The organism is Dyella silvatica, assembly GCF_026283955.1.
GTDB classification, from domain to species: Bacteria; Pseudomonadota; Gammaproteobacteria; order Xanthomonadales; family Rhodanobacteraceae; genus Dyella_C; species Dyella_C silvatica.
In genome coordinates this window covers 23,649-41,394 of sequence record NZ_JAPDPE010000006.1, presented here as the reverse complement: position 1 = coordinate 41,394, position 17,746 = coordinate 23,649, and the positions used below count along the sequence as shown (strand labels likewise).

The following is a 17,746-nucleotide window of genomic DNA, read 5'->3' as shown; positions in this document are numbered from 1 at the left end:
GGCCCCAGCTCTGCCAACCTCGGCTTTGCCGATCAAGCCGAGGAGAAAACTTTAGGGGACATGCATGTTGGGTTACTACATGTTGGGTTATTACATCGATCTTGCCTGGCGCAGCTTGCGTCGCAGCCCGGGGCTGACGGTGCTGATGGTGCTTGCGATTGGTTTCGGCGTGGCCGCATCGATGACGACGTATTCGGTATTTCGCGCGGTCTCCGGCGATCCGATTCCGTGGAAATCGTCGCAATTGTTCGTGCCGCAGATCGACGCCTGGGGGCCGTCGAGCCGAGACAGCAATGGCGAGCCACCGGATGCGCTGACCTATACCGATGCCATGGCCTTGGTGCATGCGCATCGCGCCAAGTTGCAGTCGGCGATGTATCGCATATCGCCTTCGCTGGTGCCCGGGCAGGCGGGACAACATCCGATCAATGTCTCTGGCCACGCGGTCTATGGCGAGTTCTTTCCCATGCTCGACGTGCCGTTTCTGTACGGCTCGGGTTGGAGCGCCGATGACGATGCGCATCAAGCGCCGGTGGTGGTCATCAGCGGCGAGCTCAATCAAAAACTGTTCGATGGCGCAAACAGCGTGGGCAGGAGCCTGAGCATGGATGGCAAAGACTATCGCGTGGTCGGTGTCATGGATTCCTGGAATCCGCAGCCGCGGTTCTATGACCTGGCCTCCAGCGCCAACTTCAATGCCATCGGCGAAAGTGTTTTCATTCCCTTTGAACGCGGTATTGCGGCGGGTATCTATAACAGCGGCAATACCAACTGCCACGAGCCGAGAACCGGTCCGGGCTTTATCGGCCTGCAGCAATCGAGCTGCGTCTGGATTTCCTACATGGCGCTCTTGGATAGCTCCGCGGCGGTAAGCCAGTATCGGCAATACCTCGATGGTTACGCACGCGAACAGCAACGGGCGGGACGCTTTCACTGGGCGCCGAACAACCTTTTGCGCGACGTGCCGGCGGTGCTCGATCATCAAGGCGTGGTGCCCAGCGACACGCGTATCTCGCTCTTGGTCGCCCTGGGTCTGCTGGTGGTGTGCCTGGTCAATACCGTGGGCCTGATGCTGGCCAAGTTTCTGCGCCGCAGTGGTGAGATCGGTGTACGTCGCGCCCTGGGTGCGCCGCGCCGTGCCCTGTATGCACAGTTTCTGATGGAGGCGGGAATGATCGGCGCGGCGGGCGGCGCGCTGGGGCTTTTGCTGACGGGGGTTGGGGTGATGAGTGTGGGTTGGGTGTTTCGCCCAGAAATCGCCGCACTGGCTCGGCTGGACTGGTCGCTGCTGGGGATCACCATGGTGCTGGCGGTAGGCGTGACCTTACTCGCCGGTGTTTATCCGACTTTTCGTGCCGCGCGGGTGCAACCCGCCTGGCAGCTCAAGTCAAACTGATCCGGGGCCTGACCATGAGCATATCTCCCATTCTCCGGGCCTTGCGTCGACATAAAGCCGGCGTGGTGTTGATCGGCTTGCAGATCGCGTTGACCCTGGCGATTGTCTGCAACGCGGTATTTATCATCGGCGAGCGCATCGAGCGCATGAACCGGCCTACCGGCATTGTCGAGCGCGATCTGTTTCTGATCCAGCAGGCCTGGGTCAACGCGCCGAACGAAGAGCTTGAGGGTAGTGCGCAAAAACTAGGCGCCATGCAGCAGGAGGACCTGGCCGCGTTGCGTCAATTGCCGGACGTGGAGTCAGTGGCGCCGACCACCAGCATGCCCTTGCTCGACAGCAGCTGGAACGAAGGCATTCGCCTGGATCCGGATCAGCCGCAACAGACGGCGCGAGTGAGCTTTTATCTAGGTGATGAACAGTTATTGCCTACCTTGGGTTTGCGCTTGCTGGCGGGACGCGCGTTCAGCCACGCGGATATCCTGCATCAGGGTTTGCGCGATATCCGCCAACCACCGGTCGTCATCGTGACCAAGGCACTTGCCGACTTGCTTTTCCCGCACGGCGATGCGGTAGGCAAAGTGGTTTATCTGGCCGGCACTCCCAAGCCCATCACGATCATCGGCGTGGTAGAGCAGCTGCAGGTACCAGGAATCAACCGCTGGACGGAGACCTTTGCCTATAACTCGGTGCTGCTGCCGATTCAGCGCGAGGGCTTCTTCGCGTTCTATGCGGTGCGTGCCAAACCGGGACGTCTGCAGGCAGCGATGCGGGCGGCGCCTGCCGCGCTTTATCAGGTCAATCCACTACGCGTGTTTGCGGATATCAGAACACCGTCGCAGTCGTTTGCGGCGATTCGCGCCCGTGCCTACCGTGACGATATCGGCATGGCGATTCTGATGGGCGTGGTGTGCGTCATCCTGCTTGGCGTTACGGCGGCAGGCATTGTTGGGCTGACCAGTTTCTGGGTCGGTCAGCGCCAGCACCAGATCGGGATACGGCGCGCAGTGGGTGCGCGGCGCGTCGATATCTTGCGTTATTTCCAGACCGAAAATTTATTGATCGCCGGCGGTGGGGCGATCGTCGGCACGGTGCTCGCGTTGGCCCTCAACCTCTTGTTGATCCAGCGCTTCGAGATGGCACGCATGCCGATGAGTTACTTGTGGCTGGGGGTGGCCGCGGTGTTGCTGCTAGGGCAGGCCGCGGTATTCGTTCCGGCCCGGCGTGCGTCGATGGTGCCGCCGATCGTGGCGACACGTTCGGTGTAAGGGTGCGTTTGTGGCAGCGGCCTAGGCAACCCAGCGTCACGCAATGCAACCTGCGCGAAGCGGTTGTGCGAGACGGGGCTCGGGCCAACGGTAGCTGTGCGTAGAGCAGATGACGGAGTTGAGAATATGTTTGGTTATTACTTGGATCTGGCGTTGCGTAGTCTCAAGCGCAACAAAGTGCTTACCGCGCTGATGGTATTGGCGATCGCGGTAGGCATTGGCACCAGCATGACGACACTGACCGTGATGCATCTGCTCTCGGGCGATCCTATTCCCGCTCGCAGCAGCATGCTGTTCTATCCACAGGTCGATCCGGATACATCGCGCGCCGAACATCGCGAACCGGGCGACATGATGGATTACCACTCGGCGGTCGATTTATGGCGCGCGCAGCGAGCCGATCGGCAAGCTTTGCTGGCGCAGAGCGACGTCAGGCTACGCGTGCCCGATTTGAATCTGCCCGTGTTGATCACGCATAGCTTGTCCACCACCACCGATTTTTTTCCGATGTTCGATGTGCCGTTTCAGTACGGTGGCCCATGGCAGCCGAGCGACGATGAAAATCGGGCGCGCGTGGTGGTGATTTCAGCCCATCTCAACGACAAGCTGTTTGGCGGTGCCAATAGCGTAGGCCGCACGCTGCGTTTGCGCGACACCGATGTACGCATTGTCGGGGTGCTGAAACCGTGGCGGCCCTCGCCGCAGTTTTATGCCGTTGCCGGCGGACGCTTCGCGCATGGAAACACGGCTGATTTCTATGCCAAGCCCGAAGATCTTTATCTTCCGTTCTTCAGTGGGATGGAGATCAATGCAGGTAGTTTTGGGGTGTTCAATTGCTGGATTGTGCCTGAGGACTACGGCAAGCTGGAAAACGCCCCGTGTATCTGGATAACGATGTGGGTCGAGTTGCGCGACCCTGCCAAGGTCGACGCTTATGCCCGCTTTCTGGCCGACTATGCCGCGCAGCAAAAAACACTGGGACGATTCACCCATGCTGACAACACCCGTCTGCGCAACCTGATGCAATGGCTTGAATACAACCAGGTCGTGCCGAGCGACGTGCGTTTGCAAACCTGGTTGTCCTTTGCCTTTCTGGCCATCTGTTTGTTCAACACGGTTGGCCTGCTGTTGGCCAAATTCTTGCGCCGCAGCGGCGAGATCGGCGTGCGTCGCGCCTTGGGGGCCACCCGTGGCGCGGTGTTCGCGCAATGCCTGGTCGAGGCCGGGATGATTGGTTTGCTGGGTGGCATCGGCGGCTGGTTGTTCACCCTGCTGGGGCTGTGGTTGGTGCGGCAGCAGCCTGCGGCGTATGCCGACCTGGCACATCTGGACATTGCGATGTTTCTGATCACCTTTGTCTTGGCGATTTTTTCCAGCCTGCTGGCGGCGGCCTTGCCCGCGTTGCGTGCCAGCAGGATTCCCCTCGGTCTGCAACTAAAGACACTGTGAGAACCGATTCATGATCTCTGAGTGTCTCGCGTTGAGTTGCTGTGGCCGCCGGGCTGGAGTGCATGGCACAGGCGCACGGTGGTCACAGCAGCTCAACCTTTCGAACCGCGTCTATTTGTCCGCGCGACCGTGCCATCTCTCGGTCGTGTACCGACGTACACCTCTTCGTTCTTTCTTGTCGTGCCGGCAAACAGCCCGTGGCGCGAGCCACGCAGAGATCGTGAACAGGCTTTAAGGAGCACCCATGCAGATCCGTCCTATTCTCGCCGCGCTGAGTCGGCACCGTCTCGCCACCTTATTGATCGGGCTGGAGATCGCGTTCGCCTGCGCGGTGCTTTGCAATGCCTGTTTCCTGATCTACAACCGCGTGCAGTTGATGCACATTTACAGCGGCGTCGACGATGCGTCACTGGCCGTGGTCAAGCTGGCGGGCTTTGAGCAATCGCAAGCGGTCGACCTCAATGCCCGTGTGCTGGCCGGCTTACGCACGATTCCGGGCATGCAGTCGGTCAGTGTGGTCAACGCGGTGCCGTTTGGTGAGCACGCCGGTACGGCAGGCATCACCACCGATCCGGCGAGCGGAAAAGCCAATGCCGTGGTCGATTTCTACGTCGGCGGGCCGGGCAGCCTGCAAGCTTTCGGATTACGCCTGATCGCCGGGCAAACCTTGCAGCCCGAAGATTACCGGCCATTGAACAGCTTCGTGCCTGAGGATGCTTCGGTGCTGATATCGCACGCGCTGGCCGAACATTTATGGCCAGGTGCCGACCCCTTGGGCAAGGAGTTCTGGACCGGTAAGCTGCACTTCCGCGTGGTCGGTATCGTCGCCAACCTGGTGCGGCCCGATCCGGCTGGGAGCGGCGTGGCTGCAGCCGAGTGGACGGTATTTGCACCGGCTCAGCCGGGGCCTAAGTTCGCCGGTGTCTACTTGCTACGCGCCGATCCACAGGTATTGCCACGGGTCTTGCGCGATGCGCGGGCCGCGGTGGCGAAAATTGCCCCCGAGGTCGTACTTGATCAAGAAAGTAGCCGCAGCTTGAGTGAGTTGCGCGAGCTGCGCTTTCGCCAGGACCGCGCCATGGCCGGCATGCTGGTGGGGGTGATTCTTGCGCTGTTGCTGGTGACCGCCCTGGGGATTGTCGGGCTGGCCAGTTTCTGGGTGCAGCAGCGGCGCAAGCAGATTGGCATCCGCCGCGCCATCGGCGCCCGCCGGCGCGATATCCTCAGTTATTTCCAGGTGGAGAATTTTCTCATCGTCAGTGGCGGTATTGGCCTGGGCATGGTGTTGGCCTTTGGCTTGAACCTGATGCTGATGCGCTTTTATGAACTGCCGCGCCTGCCGCTGATCTACCTGCCCATCGGTGCGTTGGTGTTATGGAGCCTGGGCCAACTGGCGGTGCTTGGCCCGGCCATGCGCGCGGCGGCGGTGCCTCCGGTAGTGGCGACGCGTGCGGCCTGAAGCGCCGGCGCCGATCCCTGCCGGCAGGGATGGCGGGCATGGCAAAGGGCAGTGTCCTTACCCGGTCGTCTGCTGGCATGATCTGCGACTTGCCTATGGGTGCCATGTCTCGACCGGGAGTGCCATGTCTCTTATCGATCATCTGGATCACCTCGTCTTGACCTGCGTCGATGTCGAGGCGACCAAGCGCTTCTATGTCGATGTGCTGCAAATGAGTTTCAGCCCTGCGCGCATTTGCCGGTGCCCGGTGCGCTGGACTTGTGCTTTATGGCGGCAGTACCGCTGGAGCAGGTTATTGCGCATATACAAGGCTGTGGCTGGCCTATCGTCGAAGGCCCGGTGCCACGCACCGGAGCGACACAGAAAATTCGTTCCATTTACGTTCGCGATCCCGATCTGAATTTGATCGAGATTTCCGAACCCATGCATTGAAGGGGCAACATGAAGATTTTATCGACGCTGATTTGTGCGAGCTTGTTGGGTTCTGTGAGCCTGGCTGCCGTCGCGCAGACAGCACCTGTAGCGCCGCAGGTGGATGTGGCAACCCGGGTCAAGGCGCTCAATGCATTGCTTGCTGAGCAGTGGCAGCACAACCTGGAAAATTCGCCGGAGTTCGCCACCACCTTGGGCGACCTGCGCTACAACGACCGCTGGAGCGATGCCTCGCTGGCGCATGTGCAGAGCGAGCGCAAAGTCACTGCTGATTTTCTCAAGCGTTTCGAAGCCATCGATACGCGCGGTTTTTCCAGCGACGACGCGCTCAATCAGCAGTTGATGGTGCGCCAGCTGAAAGACAATTTGCGCGGTGTCGACCTCAAACTTTACGAGATGCCGCTGGATCAGATGAGTGGCATACATCTGCAACTGCCGGAGTTAATCAGCTCGATTCCCTTCGACAATGCCAAACAGTATGAGGACTACCTGCAGCGCCTGCACGCGGTGCCCAAGGTGCTGGAGCAATCCACGGCGATGGCGCAGCAGGGTTTGCGCGACGGCTTGATGCCGCCGAAATTCCTGCTGGAAAAAGTCGTGGTGCAGATCGACAACATCGCCAAGCCCGCCGGCGCCGAGAATGCGTTTGCCGAGCCGCTGAAGCATTTTCCCGACAACATGCCCGAGGCCGATCGCAAGCGTTTGCGCGAGGCGATCATCGCCGCCATCGACAACGAAGTGCGTCCGGCCTATCGCAAGCTGGGTGAGTTTGTCGCCAAGGATTACGCCCCGCACGGGCGCGCTCAGCCGGGTATATGGCAGTTGCCGAATGGCGACGCGATCTATCGCTTTCAGGTTGAGCAGATGACCACCACGACCGAAAGCCCGGCACGCATTCACGCGTTGGGCCTGGCCGAGGTCAAGCGCATCGAAACAGAAATGACCGCGATCGCCAAGGCGCAGGGTTATGCCGATCTGGCTGGTTTTCGTGCGGCGATGAAAGAAAACCCCAAGCTGCACCCCAGCTCGCGTGAGGATCTGCTTAACCGCTATCGCGGCTTTATCGCGCAGATGCAGCCGGAGTTGCCGAAGCTGTTCGGCCTGCTGCCGAAGACCAAGGTCGAAGTGGTGCAGGACGAAGCCTATCGCGAGAAAGAAGCCTCGGCGGCGGAGTATCACCAGGGTACCCCCGATGGCTCACGCGCGGGGCAGGTATTCATCAACACCGGCGATTTCGCCAATCGCACCACCTTGACGATTGAGTCGACGGCGTATCACGAGGCGATTCCCGGCCACCATATGCAGATCTCGATTGCGCAAACGCTGCCTGCGTTGCCGCCGTTCCGTCAGCAGGCCGGCTACACCGCGTATATCGAAGGCTGGGCGCTGTACGCCGAGCGTCTGGGCAAGGACATCGGTTTCTACAAAGACCCGCTGTCCGACTACGGTCGTCTGTCCGATGAGTTGCTGCGTGCCGACCGTCTGGTGCTCGATACCGGGGTGCACTACAAGCATTGGACACGCCAGCAGATGGTGGATTTCTTCCACACCCATTCCAGCCAGGACGAGCCCGATCTGCAGGCCGAGACCGACCGTTATATTTCCTGGCCCGGCCAGGCACTGGCGTACAAAATGGGTCAGCTGAAAATTCTTGAGCTGCGTGAGAGGGCGAAGAAGGAGCTGGGTGAGCGCTTTGACATCCGCGCCTTTCATGACGAGATTCTCGGTGGCGGTGCGTTGCCGCTGGATGTGCTCGAAACACGCGTGAACCAGTGGATCGCCGCATCCAAGGTGAATAAGGACACAGCTAAGTAAAGACATGGCGGATAAGGGCGGCGCCGACAAGAAGGCACTGGCGACGGCAGCGGTTCATTGAGCCTCACGCACCCGTTGCATGAGCGACGGGTGCAAGAACTTGTCAGGGGGACGATATGCGGCAATTCACGTTTGCAGGGCTGAAACTCGTGCTTGGCGTGGCGATGATCATGCCGGCCATCGCCATGGCTGGTGACTGGTTCAACTATGTCGGCGATAGCGGCGACAGCATGAACTGGCGCAGTAATGGTCAGGTGCTGACCATGGACTCGGCGCAGGGCGCCGGGATCACGGTGACCCGGACCCGGCCAGAGCCCCTGTGGGGCTTGCAAAAGGGCGATGTGATCGAGGCGGTGAATGAGCAGCCGGTAAAGCATGTCGGTGAGTTGCTGGAGCGCCTCAAAGCGAGTGCGCCAGCGATGGTCGCATTGACCCTGCGACGTGGCACGGACAGGCAGACGATCCGTGTGGCCGCCGCCGATTACGCCCGGCTGGTACCGCCGGAACCCCCGTCGCCGCCTGTTCCGCCGGCCCCGCCCGAGCTGCCTCATGCCCATTGAGTTCGAGGCGGCGAAGATTTATCGGCGACGAATCATCACATTCATGGCAACCTTCTGGCGTGGAGCTGCATCCATGTCGACATGTGTAGAAAAAAAATGCGTACCGTTCTAGTCATCGATGACAACCCAGCCGTGGGGGAGGCGCTGTCGCTGGCGTTATCCCTGCGCGATATCCGTGCGCTGGTCGCGCTGACCCCGGAGCAGGGGATGGAGCTGCTGGAGCGCGAGCGCATCGATGTGGTGATTCAGGATATGAATTTCACCGCCGATACCACCTCGGGCGAGGAGGGCATTGCGCTGTTTCGCGCGATCCGCCAGCGCCACGCCGATCTGCCGATGATCCTGTTGACGGCCTGGACCCATCTGGAAACCGCGGTGGAGCTGGTCAAGGCCGGCGCCGCCGATTACCTGGCCAAGCCTTGGGATGACACCAAGCTATTGACCACGGTCGAGAATCTGCTTGAGTTGTCCGAGTCGACGCGCGAAGTCAGCCGCGCGCGCAACGAGCGCCGCAAGCGCCGCGAAGATTTGCAGCGCCGCTATGACCTCGACGGCCTGGTATTCGCCTCCGAGGCGATGGCACGCACGCTGGATCTGGCCTGCCAGGTCGCGCGCTCGGAAGTGCCGGTGCTTATCACCGGGCCAAACGGCGCCGGTAAAGAGCGCATCGCGGCGATCGTCCACGCCAATTCACCGGTCAAGCGCGGCGCCTTTATCGCGGTGAACTGCGGTGCGCTGCCGGGTGAACTGATCGAGGCGGAGTTGTTCGGTGCCGAGGCCGGTGCCTATACCGGCGCCAATAAGGCGCGCGAAGGCCGTTTTGAATTGGCCGATGGCGGCACGCTGTTTCTCGACGAAATCGGCAACCTGCCATTGTCCGGGCAGATGAAATTGTTGCGCGTGCTGGAAACCGGCCAGTTCGAACGGCTGGGCTCGGGTCGTACCCGACACGCCAAGGTGCGCGTGCTCAGCGCGACCAATGCCGACCTGAAGGCGATGATTCGCGCAGGTACCTTCCGCGAAGATCTGTATTACCGCCTCAATGTGATCGAGGTGAACCTGCCTGCGTTGGCCGAGCGCAGCGACGACATCCTGCCGCTGGCCGAGCACTTTCTCAACGGCCGCGCCGCGCTCAGCGATGCGGCTCGCGAAGCCTTGCTGGGCTACGCCTGGCCGGGCAATGTGCGTGAGCTGAAAAACGCGATCGAGCGCGCGGCGCTGCTGGCCGGCGATGGCCGCATCATGCCCGAGCTGCTCAACCTGCCGCAGCAAGCCATGCCAGCCGTGCGTAACCTCGACGAGCCGAGCCGCGAATCGGTAGAGGCCGCCCTGGACAAGGCCGATGGGGTAGTCAGTCGTGCCGCCCAGGCGCTGGGCCTGTCGCGGCAGGCGCTGTATCGACGGATGGAGCGCTACGGGCTGGTGGTGCAAGGCTGATCGCTTCATGGGTGACCGCCACGAGGTGCGCGCCCAGGTATCGCTTGGATGCGTTGCCTGGGCCTGTTGGCAGTTGCTGTCGGGCAAGTTGGCGTAGAAGATGCCAGCCATCCAGAGTCTTTAGGAGTCGCTCCGTGCATGGTCCGTCACCCGCTTCCACGCCTACTTCAGCCAGGCAGATCTCGTGGCGGCTAGTTTGAATACGCTGCAGATGCGGCTGACGGCGCTGCTCGGCGTCGCCGGAGTATCCGGCGCGCTGATTTTTGTCGGGATTACCCAATGGCCGTTACCGCAGGTATTGCAATGGCTGCATAAAACGCTGGCGCTGGACGTGCCTTCGAAGGCGCCTTTCGGCGTTTACGGCGGCCTGGGTGTGTGCGTGTTGCTGTTGCTGCCGTTGTCGTTCTGGCTGGCTCATCAGGTGATGCAGCCGTTGAGCCGCCTGCTGCGCGCTTTGGAAGGCGCGGTAGCCAGTTATCGTGACGGTGATTTCAGTTTTTCCATCGCCGCGGATCGCCGCGATGAGCTGGGTGAATTGATCCGCATGCATAACGCGCTGGGTCATACCTTGCGAGAGCAGCGACAGCATCTGGCGCAACGCGAATTGCTGCTGGACACGGTCGTGCAAAACACGCCGGTGGCCTTGGTGCTGACCGATGCCGGTGACCGTGTCGCCTATGCCAATATCGCCGCCCGCCACCTTTTCAACGAAGGGCGCAGCCTGCACGGCCTGAGTTTTGCCGCGGTGTTGGAGAACGCGCCTGAAGCATTGCGTCGCGCGGCAAGCAGCACGGCGGATGCCTTGCTCAGCGTGGAGATGGATGGCGGCGAAGAGACCTTTCATCTATCCCAGCGTAGCTTTCGCTTACAGGGCAGGCCCCATCGCCTGCAATTGTTCCGCCGCATGACGCGTGAGTTGTCGCGGCAAGAGGTGGCGACCTGGAAGCGGGTGATCCGGGTTATCAGCCATGAGCTGAATAATTCGCTGGCACCGATTTCCTCGCTGGCACACTCCGGTGCCGAGCTGGCACGCCGTGGCGACATCGAGCGCCTGCCCGGTGTGTTCGCCACCATCGGCGAACGCGCACGTCACCTGCATGGTTTTATCTCGGGCTACGCCAGCTTTGCCAAGCTGCCGGCGCCGCAGCCGATACGTATCGAATGGCCGTCTTTTCTGCAGGCACTGGCGCTGCATTGTCACTACCACCTGCACGGCAGCATGCCCGAACAGCCCGGCTGGTTCGATGCCGCGCAGATCGAGCAGGTGCTGATCAACCTGATCAAGAACGCGCACGAATCAGGCAGCGCCGAGGATGGCGTGACTTTGGCGTTGGCGATCATTGGGCATGATCTGCGTATTGAGGTGGCCGATCGTGGCCCGGGCATGAGTGAGGTGGTGCTGGCTCAGGCGCTGTTGCCGTTTTATTCGACGAAGCGGGCGGGTACGGGCCTGGGGTTGGCGCTGGCACGCGAGATTGTCGAGGCGCATGGGGGGCGTATTGCGTTGGCGAATCGGGAGGATGGCGGAATGCGGGTGAGTTTGTTGTTGCCGTTGGGGCCGGGGGCGGTTTGAGTTTTTTGATTTTGTTTGGGCGGGTGTTAGGCGGTTTGTTGTGGTGTGGCGAGGTGGTTCGCCTACGGCGAGCTTGCTTGGTGGTGTGTGGCTGGATTGTCGCCTGCGGCGGGTTTCGCCCTCCTGCCGGAGGGCGAGTCACTTTTCTTTGCGTGGCCAAAGAAAAGTAACCCAAAGAAAGGCCACCCCCATACCGCGCTCTACGGGCATCCTGCCCTACGAGTGCGTGAGGCTGGGTCGGGCTTTTCGACAGGGCTTCCTGCCCTGGCGAAAAGGCATCGACATCCGTGTCGATGCCCCTGCGGGCCTGTCGCCCCAGCCTCACCGCGGTATAGGGGTCCCGAGAGCAGCGCGCGTCCTGCGCGCACTCGGGTGCGACTGCATGCAGTCGCCGAATGATGAAAGGTTCGGTGTCGTCACGACCCGCGGCACTACTCCCTCCCCTGCTAGCAGGGGAGGGTTGGGGAGGGGTTCAATCTAGCCGCAAGCCCTCACCCCCACCCAGCCTCCCCCTACAAGTAGGGGGAGGGGAAAAGCCGCAAGGTCGAGAATCAGCGCGAATAACGCACGCTGCTTTTGATGTCGCCTTTAGCTTTTGCTCTTGACGTCAGGGGCCCCTGTGCGTCGGTGAGGGTTGGACGACAATGCCCGCAGGGGACTCGGCATGGACGCCGAGTCCTTTTCGCCAGGGCAGGAGCCCTGTCGAAAAGCCCGGCCAATCCTCACGCACCCGAAGGGCGACAAGCGGGGATGGCCTTCTCTTGGGTTACTTTCTCTTGGCCACGCAAGAGAAAGTGACTCGGACCCCGGCAGGGGTTCGAAACCCGCCGCAGGCGACCAGCTCCCCTCCTCCTCACAAACAAGCGCCCCCGGCCAGCCCCGCCCCCCAATCAGCCCACCAAAACGCACAAAGCTACGCCACCCCCGACCCAAGCGACGTATCCCCCACAACACGCTAGCATTCCCAAAGCCAAGGCAGCCAAGCCAAGGCCATCGCGACAACGCCAGGGGAGAGACCACAGTTCAATATGCGGATCAAGAGCAAAACGACCTCCTTCGATATTGCTGACCGAGCCGGGGTTTCCCAGGCCACCGTATCGCGTGCACTGCGTGGCAGCCAGCAGGTCAGCGAAGAAACGCGGCGGCGGGTGCAGGCGGCAGCGGATGAGCTCAATTACAAAGTCGACAAGAACGCATCGAACCTGCGTAAGCGGCACTCGGGGACGCTGGCTTTGTTGTTCTTTGAAGATCCCACCGCCGACGAGTCGCATATCAATCCGTTTTTCTTGTCGATGCTTGGTTCGATTACCCGCGCCTGCGCAAAACAGCATTACGATTTGCTGATTTCGTTTCAGCAGTTTTCGCACGATTGGCATGCCGATTTTGCCGATAGCAAAAAAGCCGACGGCATCATCTTGCTTGGCTATGGCGATTACCTGGCCTATTGCGACAAGCTGGGCAAGCTAGTCGCACAAGAAACACGCTTCGTCCGCTGGGGTGCGGTGTTGCCCGATCAACTGGATATTTCCATCGGCTGCGATAATTTTCATGGTGGCCAGGTGGTCGCCGAGCACCTGCTTGAACAAGGTTGCCGGCAGATCGCGTTTCTCGGCGATGCGTCGAGTCATTACCCGGAATTCTTCGAACGTTATCGCGGCTATGCAAATGCTGCAGGTGAATGCGGAAAGCACCGAACGCTCCGGTTACGAAGCCATGCAAACGCTATTGCAACGGCATGTGGAATTCGATGCGGTATTCGCCGCCAGCGATTTGATTGCCATCGGCGCCATGCATGCATTGAGCGAGCATGGTTTAAGCGTGCCGCAAGATGTCGCCCTGGCCGGTTTCGACGACATTCCCATGGCCAGTTTCGTCAACCCGCCCCTGACCACCGTGGTGCAAGACACCAAGCAGGCCGGCGAAATGCTGGTGAGCAATCTGCTACGCCTGATTCGCAACGAACCAGCGCAGAGCGCGATCCTGCCAGTGAAGTTGGTGGTGCGTCGCTCAAGTGCGCGCGGGAAAAGCCACACCAGGGCCGCAGATCGAACGGGCTGAATTCCGCGGCCTTCAGCACCGGGCATATCCCACCATATGCATGCTTCGCTGGTAGCTTTGGCCCAAACGGCATAGTGATGTTTGGCATGCCTGCATTTTTCATGCGAGGCACCTTTATCGGCTGAGTAGTCACCTCAATGGATTCTTCCATGCGGCGCGATAATTCGGCTGCGACTGCCGGCCATGATCGGTCGATAGGATTTGCTATCGACCCGACGTGAGTGTTCCGGCACGCAGGCTAAATGGCTGGTACACATCAGCTGCGTGGCTGTCGTTCCCTTCTATTCGTCGCTGTTCACGCCGTGAAGGTGTAGTCCTCACTCGATTCAGTGATGGTCGGTTCCCATGTGTCGATGGATTGAGGCAAGTCTCAATCGAGATGTCTTGATCAACAAGGCATTCAACCTGATGTCGTCCTGCCGCGCGTGTTCCTTCACCAGGTTTATTTTTTCGCGGCTGATCTTCGGTCAACGAAGCACCTATGCCTCGCGCGATGAGATGACGTGAAGCTCATCTCATCCATACCAGTTGACTGATCGGCAAATCGCGAAATAAGCGAGGGAGTATGTGAAGCGCGTGGCAAAAAAAACATTGGCATCACATGAAATCGTCACGCGGTCGGATAAAACGTTGAGGCCATAGAAGATGAGTCAAATGTCAAAAGCATTTTCACATTAGTGATTAAAGCGTGACGAAAAAAGATAGGGGGGTAAGCGGGTTGTTTCGCGTTAGTTGTTACTGAGTGCCGAAGTGGGGTGCACTCATCAGTCCAACCGAAATGGTCTAAATCAACGGGAGAATGAATTCATGCAATCGAAAATCAAGTTCGGTGTGCGTAGTTTGATCCACGTCGCAGTCGTTGCAGGGCTTCTGAGCATGATGCCGCTGTCGGCTACTTTTGCTGCGCAGGCAAGCAATGAAGTCGCTGTTCAAGCGCAGGCTCAGGCGTTGCAGTCCTGGCACGAGAACATCAAGCAGGTCGGGCCACCCGCAGCAGGCTGCTGGAGTGTTTCTTATCCCAACCATATCTGGAAGAAAGAAACCTGCGGCCAGGTGTCGGGATATCGCTCGTCGCCGCCCACCCTGGGCAAACCAGGCGTGATGGGCGGCATCGCCAGCAGGGCCATGACGGGTAAAACTGCGAACCAGGCCGGTGCCGGCAATGATTACTCCGCTTTGACGGCGAACCTGACCAGCTCGGCGGTGGGAAGTTTTCCCACGGTGAAGGGCGTGAAGTCCGAGTCAGGCAACTATGGGGCAAATAAATATACTCTGCAGCTCAATACCAATATCAGCGACGATGTCGTTCAACTGGGTAATACCTCGCCGTATTGCGCGGATAACGGTTACGCCGCCTGCTCGACCTGGCAGCAATTTATTTACTCGACGGATAATGGCGGTGGCAATCCGCAGGCATTTATCCAGAACTGGCTGTTCATTGGCCCGAATGATACTTGCCCCGCTGGCTGGGGCAGTTTCAGCCAGGGATACAATGGCTGTTATACCAATAGCGATGCGGTAGCCGTTCCCAATGTTCTGGCCGCGAATCTCGCCAAGGTGAAGCTCTCGGGTACGGCTTCTGCCAATGGGCTGGATACGGTGACGTTCACCTACGGCACCACCGCCTATGCGATTAGCCAGAGCGATAGCACGCTTGAGATTGCCTCGACCTGGATGCAGTCGGAGTTCAATATCGTGGGTGACGGCTCGGAGTCGGCCGCGGCAAACTTCAACAGTGGCTCGTCGCTGACAGTCAAGCTCTCGGTGAACGATGGAAGCACCAATGCGCCGACTTGCGTGGGCCCGGCCAACGGCGGCACCACTGGGGAATACAATAATCTGAACCTGGGTGCATGCGCTGCTTCGGGTGGAGCGACGCCGTCGATTCAGTTCACTGAGTCGAACTAAGCGTTCAAGCGCACAAGCTGTTGCGTTGCATGAAACTGAGCGCCGAGGGGTATAGCCCCTCGGCGCTTTTGCATATGCGAGCAATTCGCCAGTGATGTAAAGCCGTCTCGCTATCGAGAGACGGCTTTTCTATGGATGGAAATTCATTTTGCTCGCGGGTTTGCTTAAAGCGAGGACGTGCATGCCTGCCCGCACGGCGGCATAGCTATAAATCGCCAGCGAAGTCCTCCGCTGTGTGAGGAGGATGATCTCGGCTTTCAGCTCATTTGTGGCGCTTGAAAAACTCTTGCCATATGCAAGGCGCCGTGGTGCCGAGTATCAAGCCGTGGCCGCTGTCGGAGTGCTGGCGCGTTGCTTGATCGTCGGCGGGCACCTGCGGCATGCTTTGGCGATGCAGAGGCTTCCCTTGAGGCTCCACTGCGAATAGAAACCGACTCATCGCGTTGCTGCTCCGGCCAGGGTGTTCGCCATTGGCCAGGGGCGAGTCTTTGTATGCAGGTAAATCGTCGAAGTCCCAGGATTGGAGCAGAGCATGTTGGATCGCCGCTGTATCAGATATGTCATTTTGCTTTCTTGCGCCGTTGTGATGGGTTGCGCGACGCAGTTACCCGGTGCTGATTCGGGCGTCGCCAAGCAGGCGCGAACGCTGATCGGCCAAAATATCCAGGTTGCCATCGCCAACTACGGCAAGCCGCAAATGGTCTTGCCCAAGCAGTTGCTGTTCTCAAAAATACCCGGTGCCTCGGCCGAATATGACTGGAACGATTTTCGGCCCAGCAACACGAGCAGCTTCGTGAAGACGGGTTCGGCATACGTGGGCTCGGAAATTATCGGCACTACGCAAGGCGGCGCAGGTATTGCTCCGGTGCCGATCTACCAGGATCAATACGCGGCAACGGGTTATTACAAGCGTGACACCGATGGCTGTGTGCTGAAGATTACGACCGATGACAAGGGCACGATTCTAGATACCGTCGTGTGGGGAAACATTTGCAGGTAGCGCCGGGGCCGTTGCAGCGATGCATGCTTGTCGATGGCGTCGTCGATCGACCGACCGGCGCCATCTAAAGCCATGCTCCTGGCCTTGCACAGACATCGATACGCGCTGCGAGCATGCCCCTGATTTCGACGAAGTGGTCTTGCTGCCAGCGCCGCCGATGGGGCGGCGCTGGTGTGGTTGCTCAGGTATTAGAACCGGATCGATAGCGCAGCGGTCAGGCTTTGATCGGTGCTGCGCTGGCTGCCGGCCTGGCCGTTATAGCTCAGCGAGAAAATCGCATCCGCTGCCAGGCTGAAATCCAGGCCTACATCGGCCACGGCGATATCGCGGCTGACGGTGGTGCCCCGCACGCCGAAGCTGCTTCCATCGCGAAAGGCGAAGTCGTGATTCAGGTCCACATCGCCCATGGCGTGACGCCAGCCAACACCGGCCCGTGCGTATACCGGCACCGTTCCCAGCTGAAAGCTATGGGCTGTTACGTGCACACCCAAGGTCGAGAACGTCACGTCGGCCTGCTGACTGCGGCCGGAAAGGTTTGCCAGGCTGCCGGCCTCGCGAAACGCTTCGACGTTCTGGTGCACCTGGGCCAGTTGCAGGTAAGGCTGCCACGCGGTGGCGCCCCATGACAGTTGATAGCCCAGCTCGCCAAATACCTGGGCGGTGTTGCCGTAATAGTTGCTCAGAGCGTGTCCGGTGGCGATGCCGGGAGCCTGGATAAGTCGATCCGCAGAAATATCGTGGCGTACATAGGCCGCCCCCAGCTTGAGCGACAAGGCGCCCCATTGCGTGCCGGCGTATGCACCGTAGGTGGTGTCGTGGGTGCTGGCGGTGGAGTAGCGGCTATCCGCATCCAGGTTTGAGTGGGCATAGCCAAAGAGCAGGCCCACGCGCCAGGCATTGTCGAAAATCAGGGTGTCGACACCGCCCATCACGCCGCCCATGTCGCGCGTTACGGCACCGGCGTTGCCATCGTTACCTTGACGGCTCCACGCGGCCGAAGTGAGTGCCCACAAGTGGCTTCCATTGGCGCAGTCCGCGCCGCAACTTTGGCTGAGACGGGCAAGCACATCGTCGCGCGCGAAGTGGCTGTCGTCGATCATCTGTGTACTGACCGAGGCATGGATTTCGCCCGAAAGACGGTCGTATTCGGCGCGGCCGCTGGCGCCGTCGGCCGGGAGCTGACTAAGCAGCGATGCGCGCAATGCACTGCGAGCGGGCAGCGATTGCAACGCCGTGCCCACCGCCAGCTGATTGTACGAGCCACCAAACTGATTGAACGAAGCGGCCTGCTGCGGCATGAATGGCGACGGTGTTGCTGCGCCGTTACCACCGGCAATTGCCGACAGCGGCAGCACAACCAGGGCCGCGCCGATCATCATCCATGCGCGGCT

At 60.1% G+C, this 17,746-nt stretch carries 11 protein-coding genes and 1 pseudogene; 11 read left to right on the top strand and 1 reads right to left on the bottom strand.

Features of this window, described 5'->3' with window-relative positions; translation table 11 throughout:
- The first annotated feature begins 79 nt into the window (after positions 1 to 79).
- From OUZ52_RS02240 to OUZ52_RS02190, 11 genes and pseudogenes are all read left to right on the top strand, one after another.
- Positions 80 to 1,396 carry an ABC transporter permease gene (locus tag OUZ52_RS02240; RefSeq protein WP_266156715.1) on the top strand — a complete coding sequence of 439 codons (1,317 nt, stop codon included), beginning with the start codon at positions 80 to 82 and terminating at the stop codon, positions 1,394 to 1,396.
- Between the two features lie 14 nt (positions 1,397 to 1,410).
- On the top strand, positions 1,411 to 2,664 hold the full coding sequence (locus OUZ52_RS02235; protein ID WP_266156675.1) for an ABC transporter permease: 1,254 nt from the start codon (positions 1,411 to 1,413) through the stop codon (positions 2,662 to 2,664).
- A 126-nt stretch (positions 2,665 to 2,790) separates the two neighbouring features.
- Positions 2,791 to 4,113, top strand: a complete 1,323-nt coding sequence (locus tag OUZ52_RS02230) for an ABC transporter permease (protein ID WP_266156674.1) — start codon at positions 2,791 to 2,793, stop codon at positions 4,111 to 4,113.
- Positions 4,114 to 4,357: 244 nt separating this feature from the next.
- Positions 4,358 to 5,572, top strand: a complete 1,215-nt coding sequence (locus tag OUZ52_RS02225; RefSeq protein WP_266156673.1) for an ABC transporter permease — start codon at positions 4,358 to 4,360, stop codon at positions 5,570 to 5,572.
- Positions 5,573 to 6,013: 441 nt separating this feature from the next.
- On the top strand, positions 6,014 to 7,819 hold the full coding sequence (locus tag OUZ52_RS02220; protein WP_266156672.1) for a DUF885 domain-containing protein: 1,806 nt from the start codon (positions 6,014 to 6,016) through the stop codon (positions 7,817 to 7,819).
- 116 nt (positions 7,820 to 7,935) lie between these two features.
- Complete coding sequence (locus tag OUZ52_RS02215) at positions 7,936 to 8,379, top strand: PDZ domain-containing protein (RefSeq protein ID WP_266156671.1); 444 nt, start codon at positions 7,936 to 7,938, stop codon at positions 8,377 to 8,379.
- A gap of 96 nt (positions 8,380 to 8,475) precedes the next feature.
- The gene (locus OUZ52_RS02210; protein ID WP_266156670.1) at positions 8,476 to 9,816 is read left to right on the top strand and encodes a sigma-54-dependent transcriptional regulator; all 1,341 of its coding nucleotides are present in this window, start codon (positions 8,476 to 8,478) and stop codon (positions 9,814 to 9,816) included.
- Positions 9,817 to 10,027: 211 nt separating this feature from the next.
- Positions 10,028 to 11,389 carry a sensor histidine kinase gene (locus OUZ52_RS02205; protein ID WP_425493769.1) on the top strand — a complete coding sequence of 454 codons (1,362 nt, stop codon included), beginning with the start codon at positions 10,028 to 10,030 and terminating at the stop codon, positions 11,387 to 11,389.
- 1,028 nt (positions 11,390 to 12,417) lie between these two features.
- Positions 12,418 to 13,447: pseudogene (locus OUZ52_RS02200) on the top strand (LacI family DNA-binding transcriptional regulator).
- Between the two features lie 732 nt (positions 13,448 to 14,179).
- Positions 14,180 to 15,355 (top strand): hypothetical protein, encoded by a 1,176-nt coding sequence (locus tag OUZ52_RS02195; protein ID WP_266156668.1) that lies wholly within the window; start codon positions 14,180 to 14,182, stop codon positions 15,353 to 15,355.
- Positions 15,356 to 15,887: 532 nt separating this feature from the next.
- Positions 15,888 to 16,355: a hypothetical protein gene (locus OUZ52_RS02190; protein ID WP_266156667.1), complete on the top strand. Its 468-nt coding sequence runs from the start codon at positions 15,888 to 15,890 to the stop codon at positions 16,353 to 16,355.
- Positions 16,356 to 16,543: 188 nt separating this feature from the next.
- Here OUZ52_RS02190 and OUZ52_RS02185 read toward each other — a convergent pair whose 3' ends face one another.
- A complete protein-coding gene (locus OUZ52_RS02185; RefSeq protein WP_266156666.1) occupies positions 16,544 to 17,734 on the bottom strand; it encodes an autotransporter outer membrane beta-barrel domain-containing protein in 1,191 nt (396 codons plus the stop codon).
- Positions 17,735 to 17,746: the final 12 nt, after the last annotated feature.

What these genes read in the sequence shown, in the direction of transcription:
- OUZ52_RS02240 (WP_266156715.1), top strand. Translation starts at nt 80, where the DNA reads ATGTTGGGTTATTACATCGATCTTGCCTGGCGCAGCTTGCGTCGCAGC.
- OUZ52_RS02235 (WP_266156675.1), top strand. Translation starts at nt 1,411, where the DNA reads ATGAGCATATCTCCCATTCTCCGGGCCTTGCGTCGACATAAAGCCGGC.
- OUZ52_RS02230 (WP_266156674.1), top strand. Translation starts at nt 2,791, where the DNA reads ATGTTTGGTTATTACTTGGATCTGGCGTTGCGTAGTCTCAAGCGCAAC.
- OUZ52_RS02225 (WP_266156673.1), top strand. Translation starts at nt 4,358, where the DNA reads ATGCAGATCCGTCCTATTCTCGCCGCGCTGAGTCGGCACCGTCTCGCC.
- OUZ52_RS02220 (WP_266156672.1), top strand. Translation starts at nt 6,014, where the DNA reads ATGAAGATTTTATCGACGCTGATTTGTGCGAGCTTGTTGGGTTCTGTG.
- OUZ52_RS02215 (WP_266156671.1), top strand. Translation starts at nt 7,936, where the DNA reads ATGCGGCAATTCACGTTTGCAGGGCTGAAACTCGTGCTTGGCGTGGCG.
- OUZ52_RS02210 (WP_266156670.1), top strand. Translation starts at nt 8,476, where the DNA reads ATGCGTACCGTTCTAGTCATCGATGACAACCCAGCCGTGGGGGAGGCG.
- OUZ52_RS02205 (WP_425493769.1), top strand. Translation starts at nt 10,028, where the DNA reads ATGCGGCTGACGGCGCTGCTCGGCGTCGCCGGAGTATCCGGCGCGCTG.
- OUZ52_RS02190 (WP_266156667.1), top strand. Translation starts at nt 15,888, where the DNA reads ATGTTGGATCGCCGCTGTATCAGATATGTCATTTTGCTTTCTTGCGCC.
- OUZ52_RS02185 (WP_266156666.1), bottom strand. Translation starts at nt 17,734, where the DNA reads ATGATGATCGGCGCGGCCCTGGTTGTGCTGCCGCTGTCGGCAATTGCC.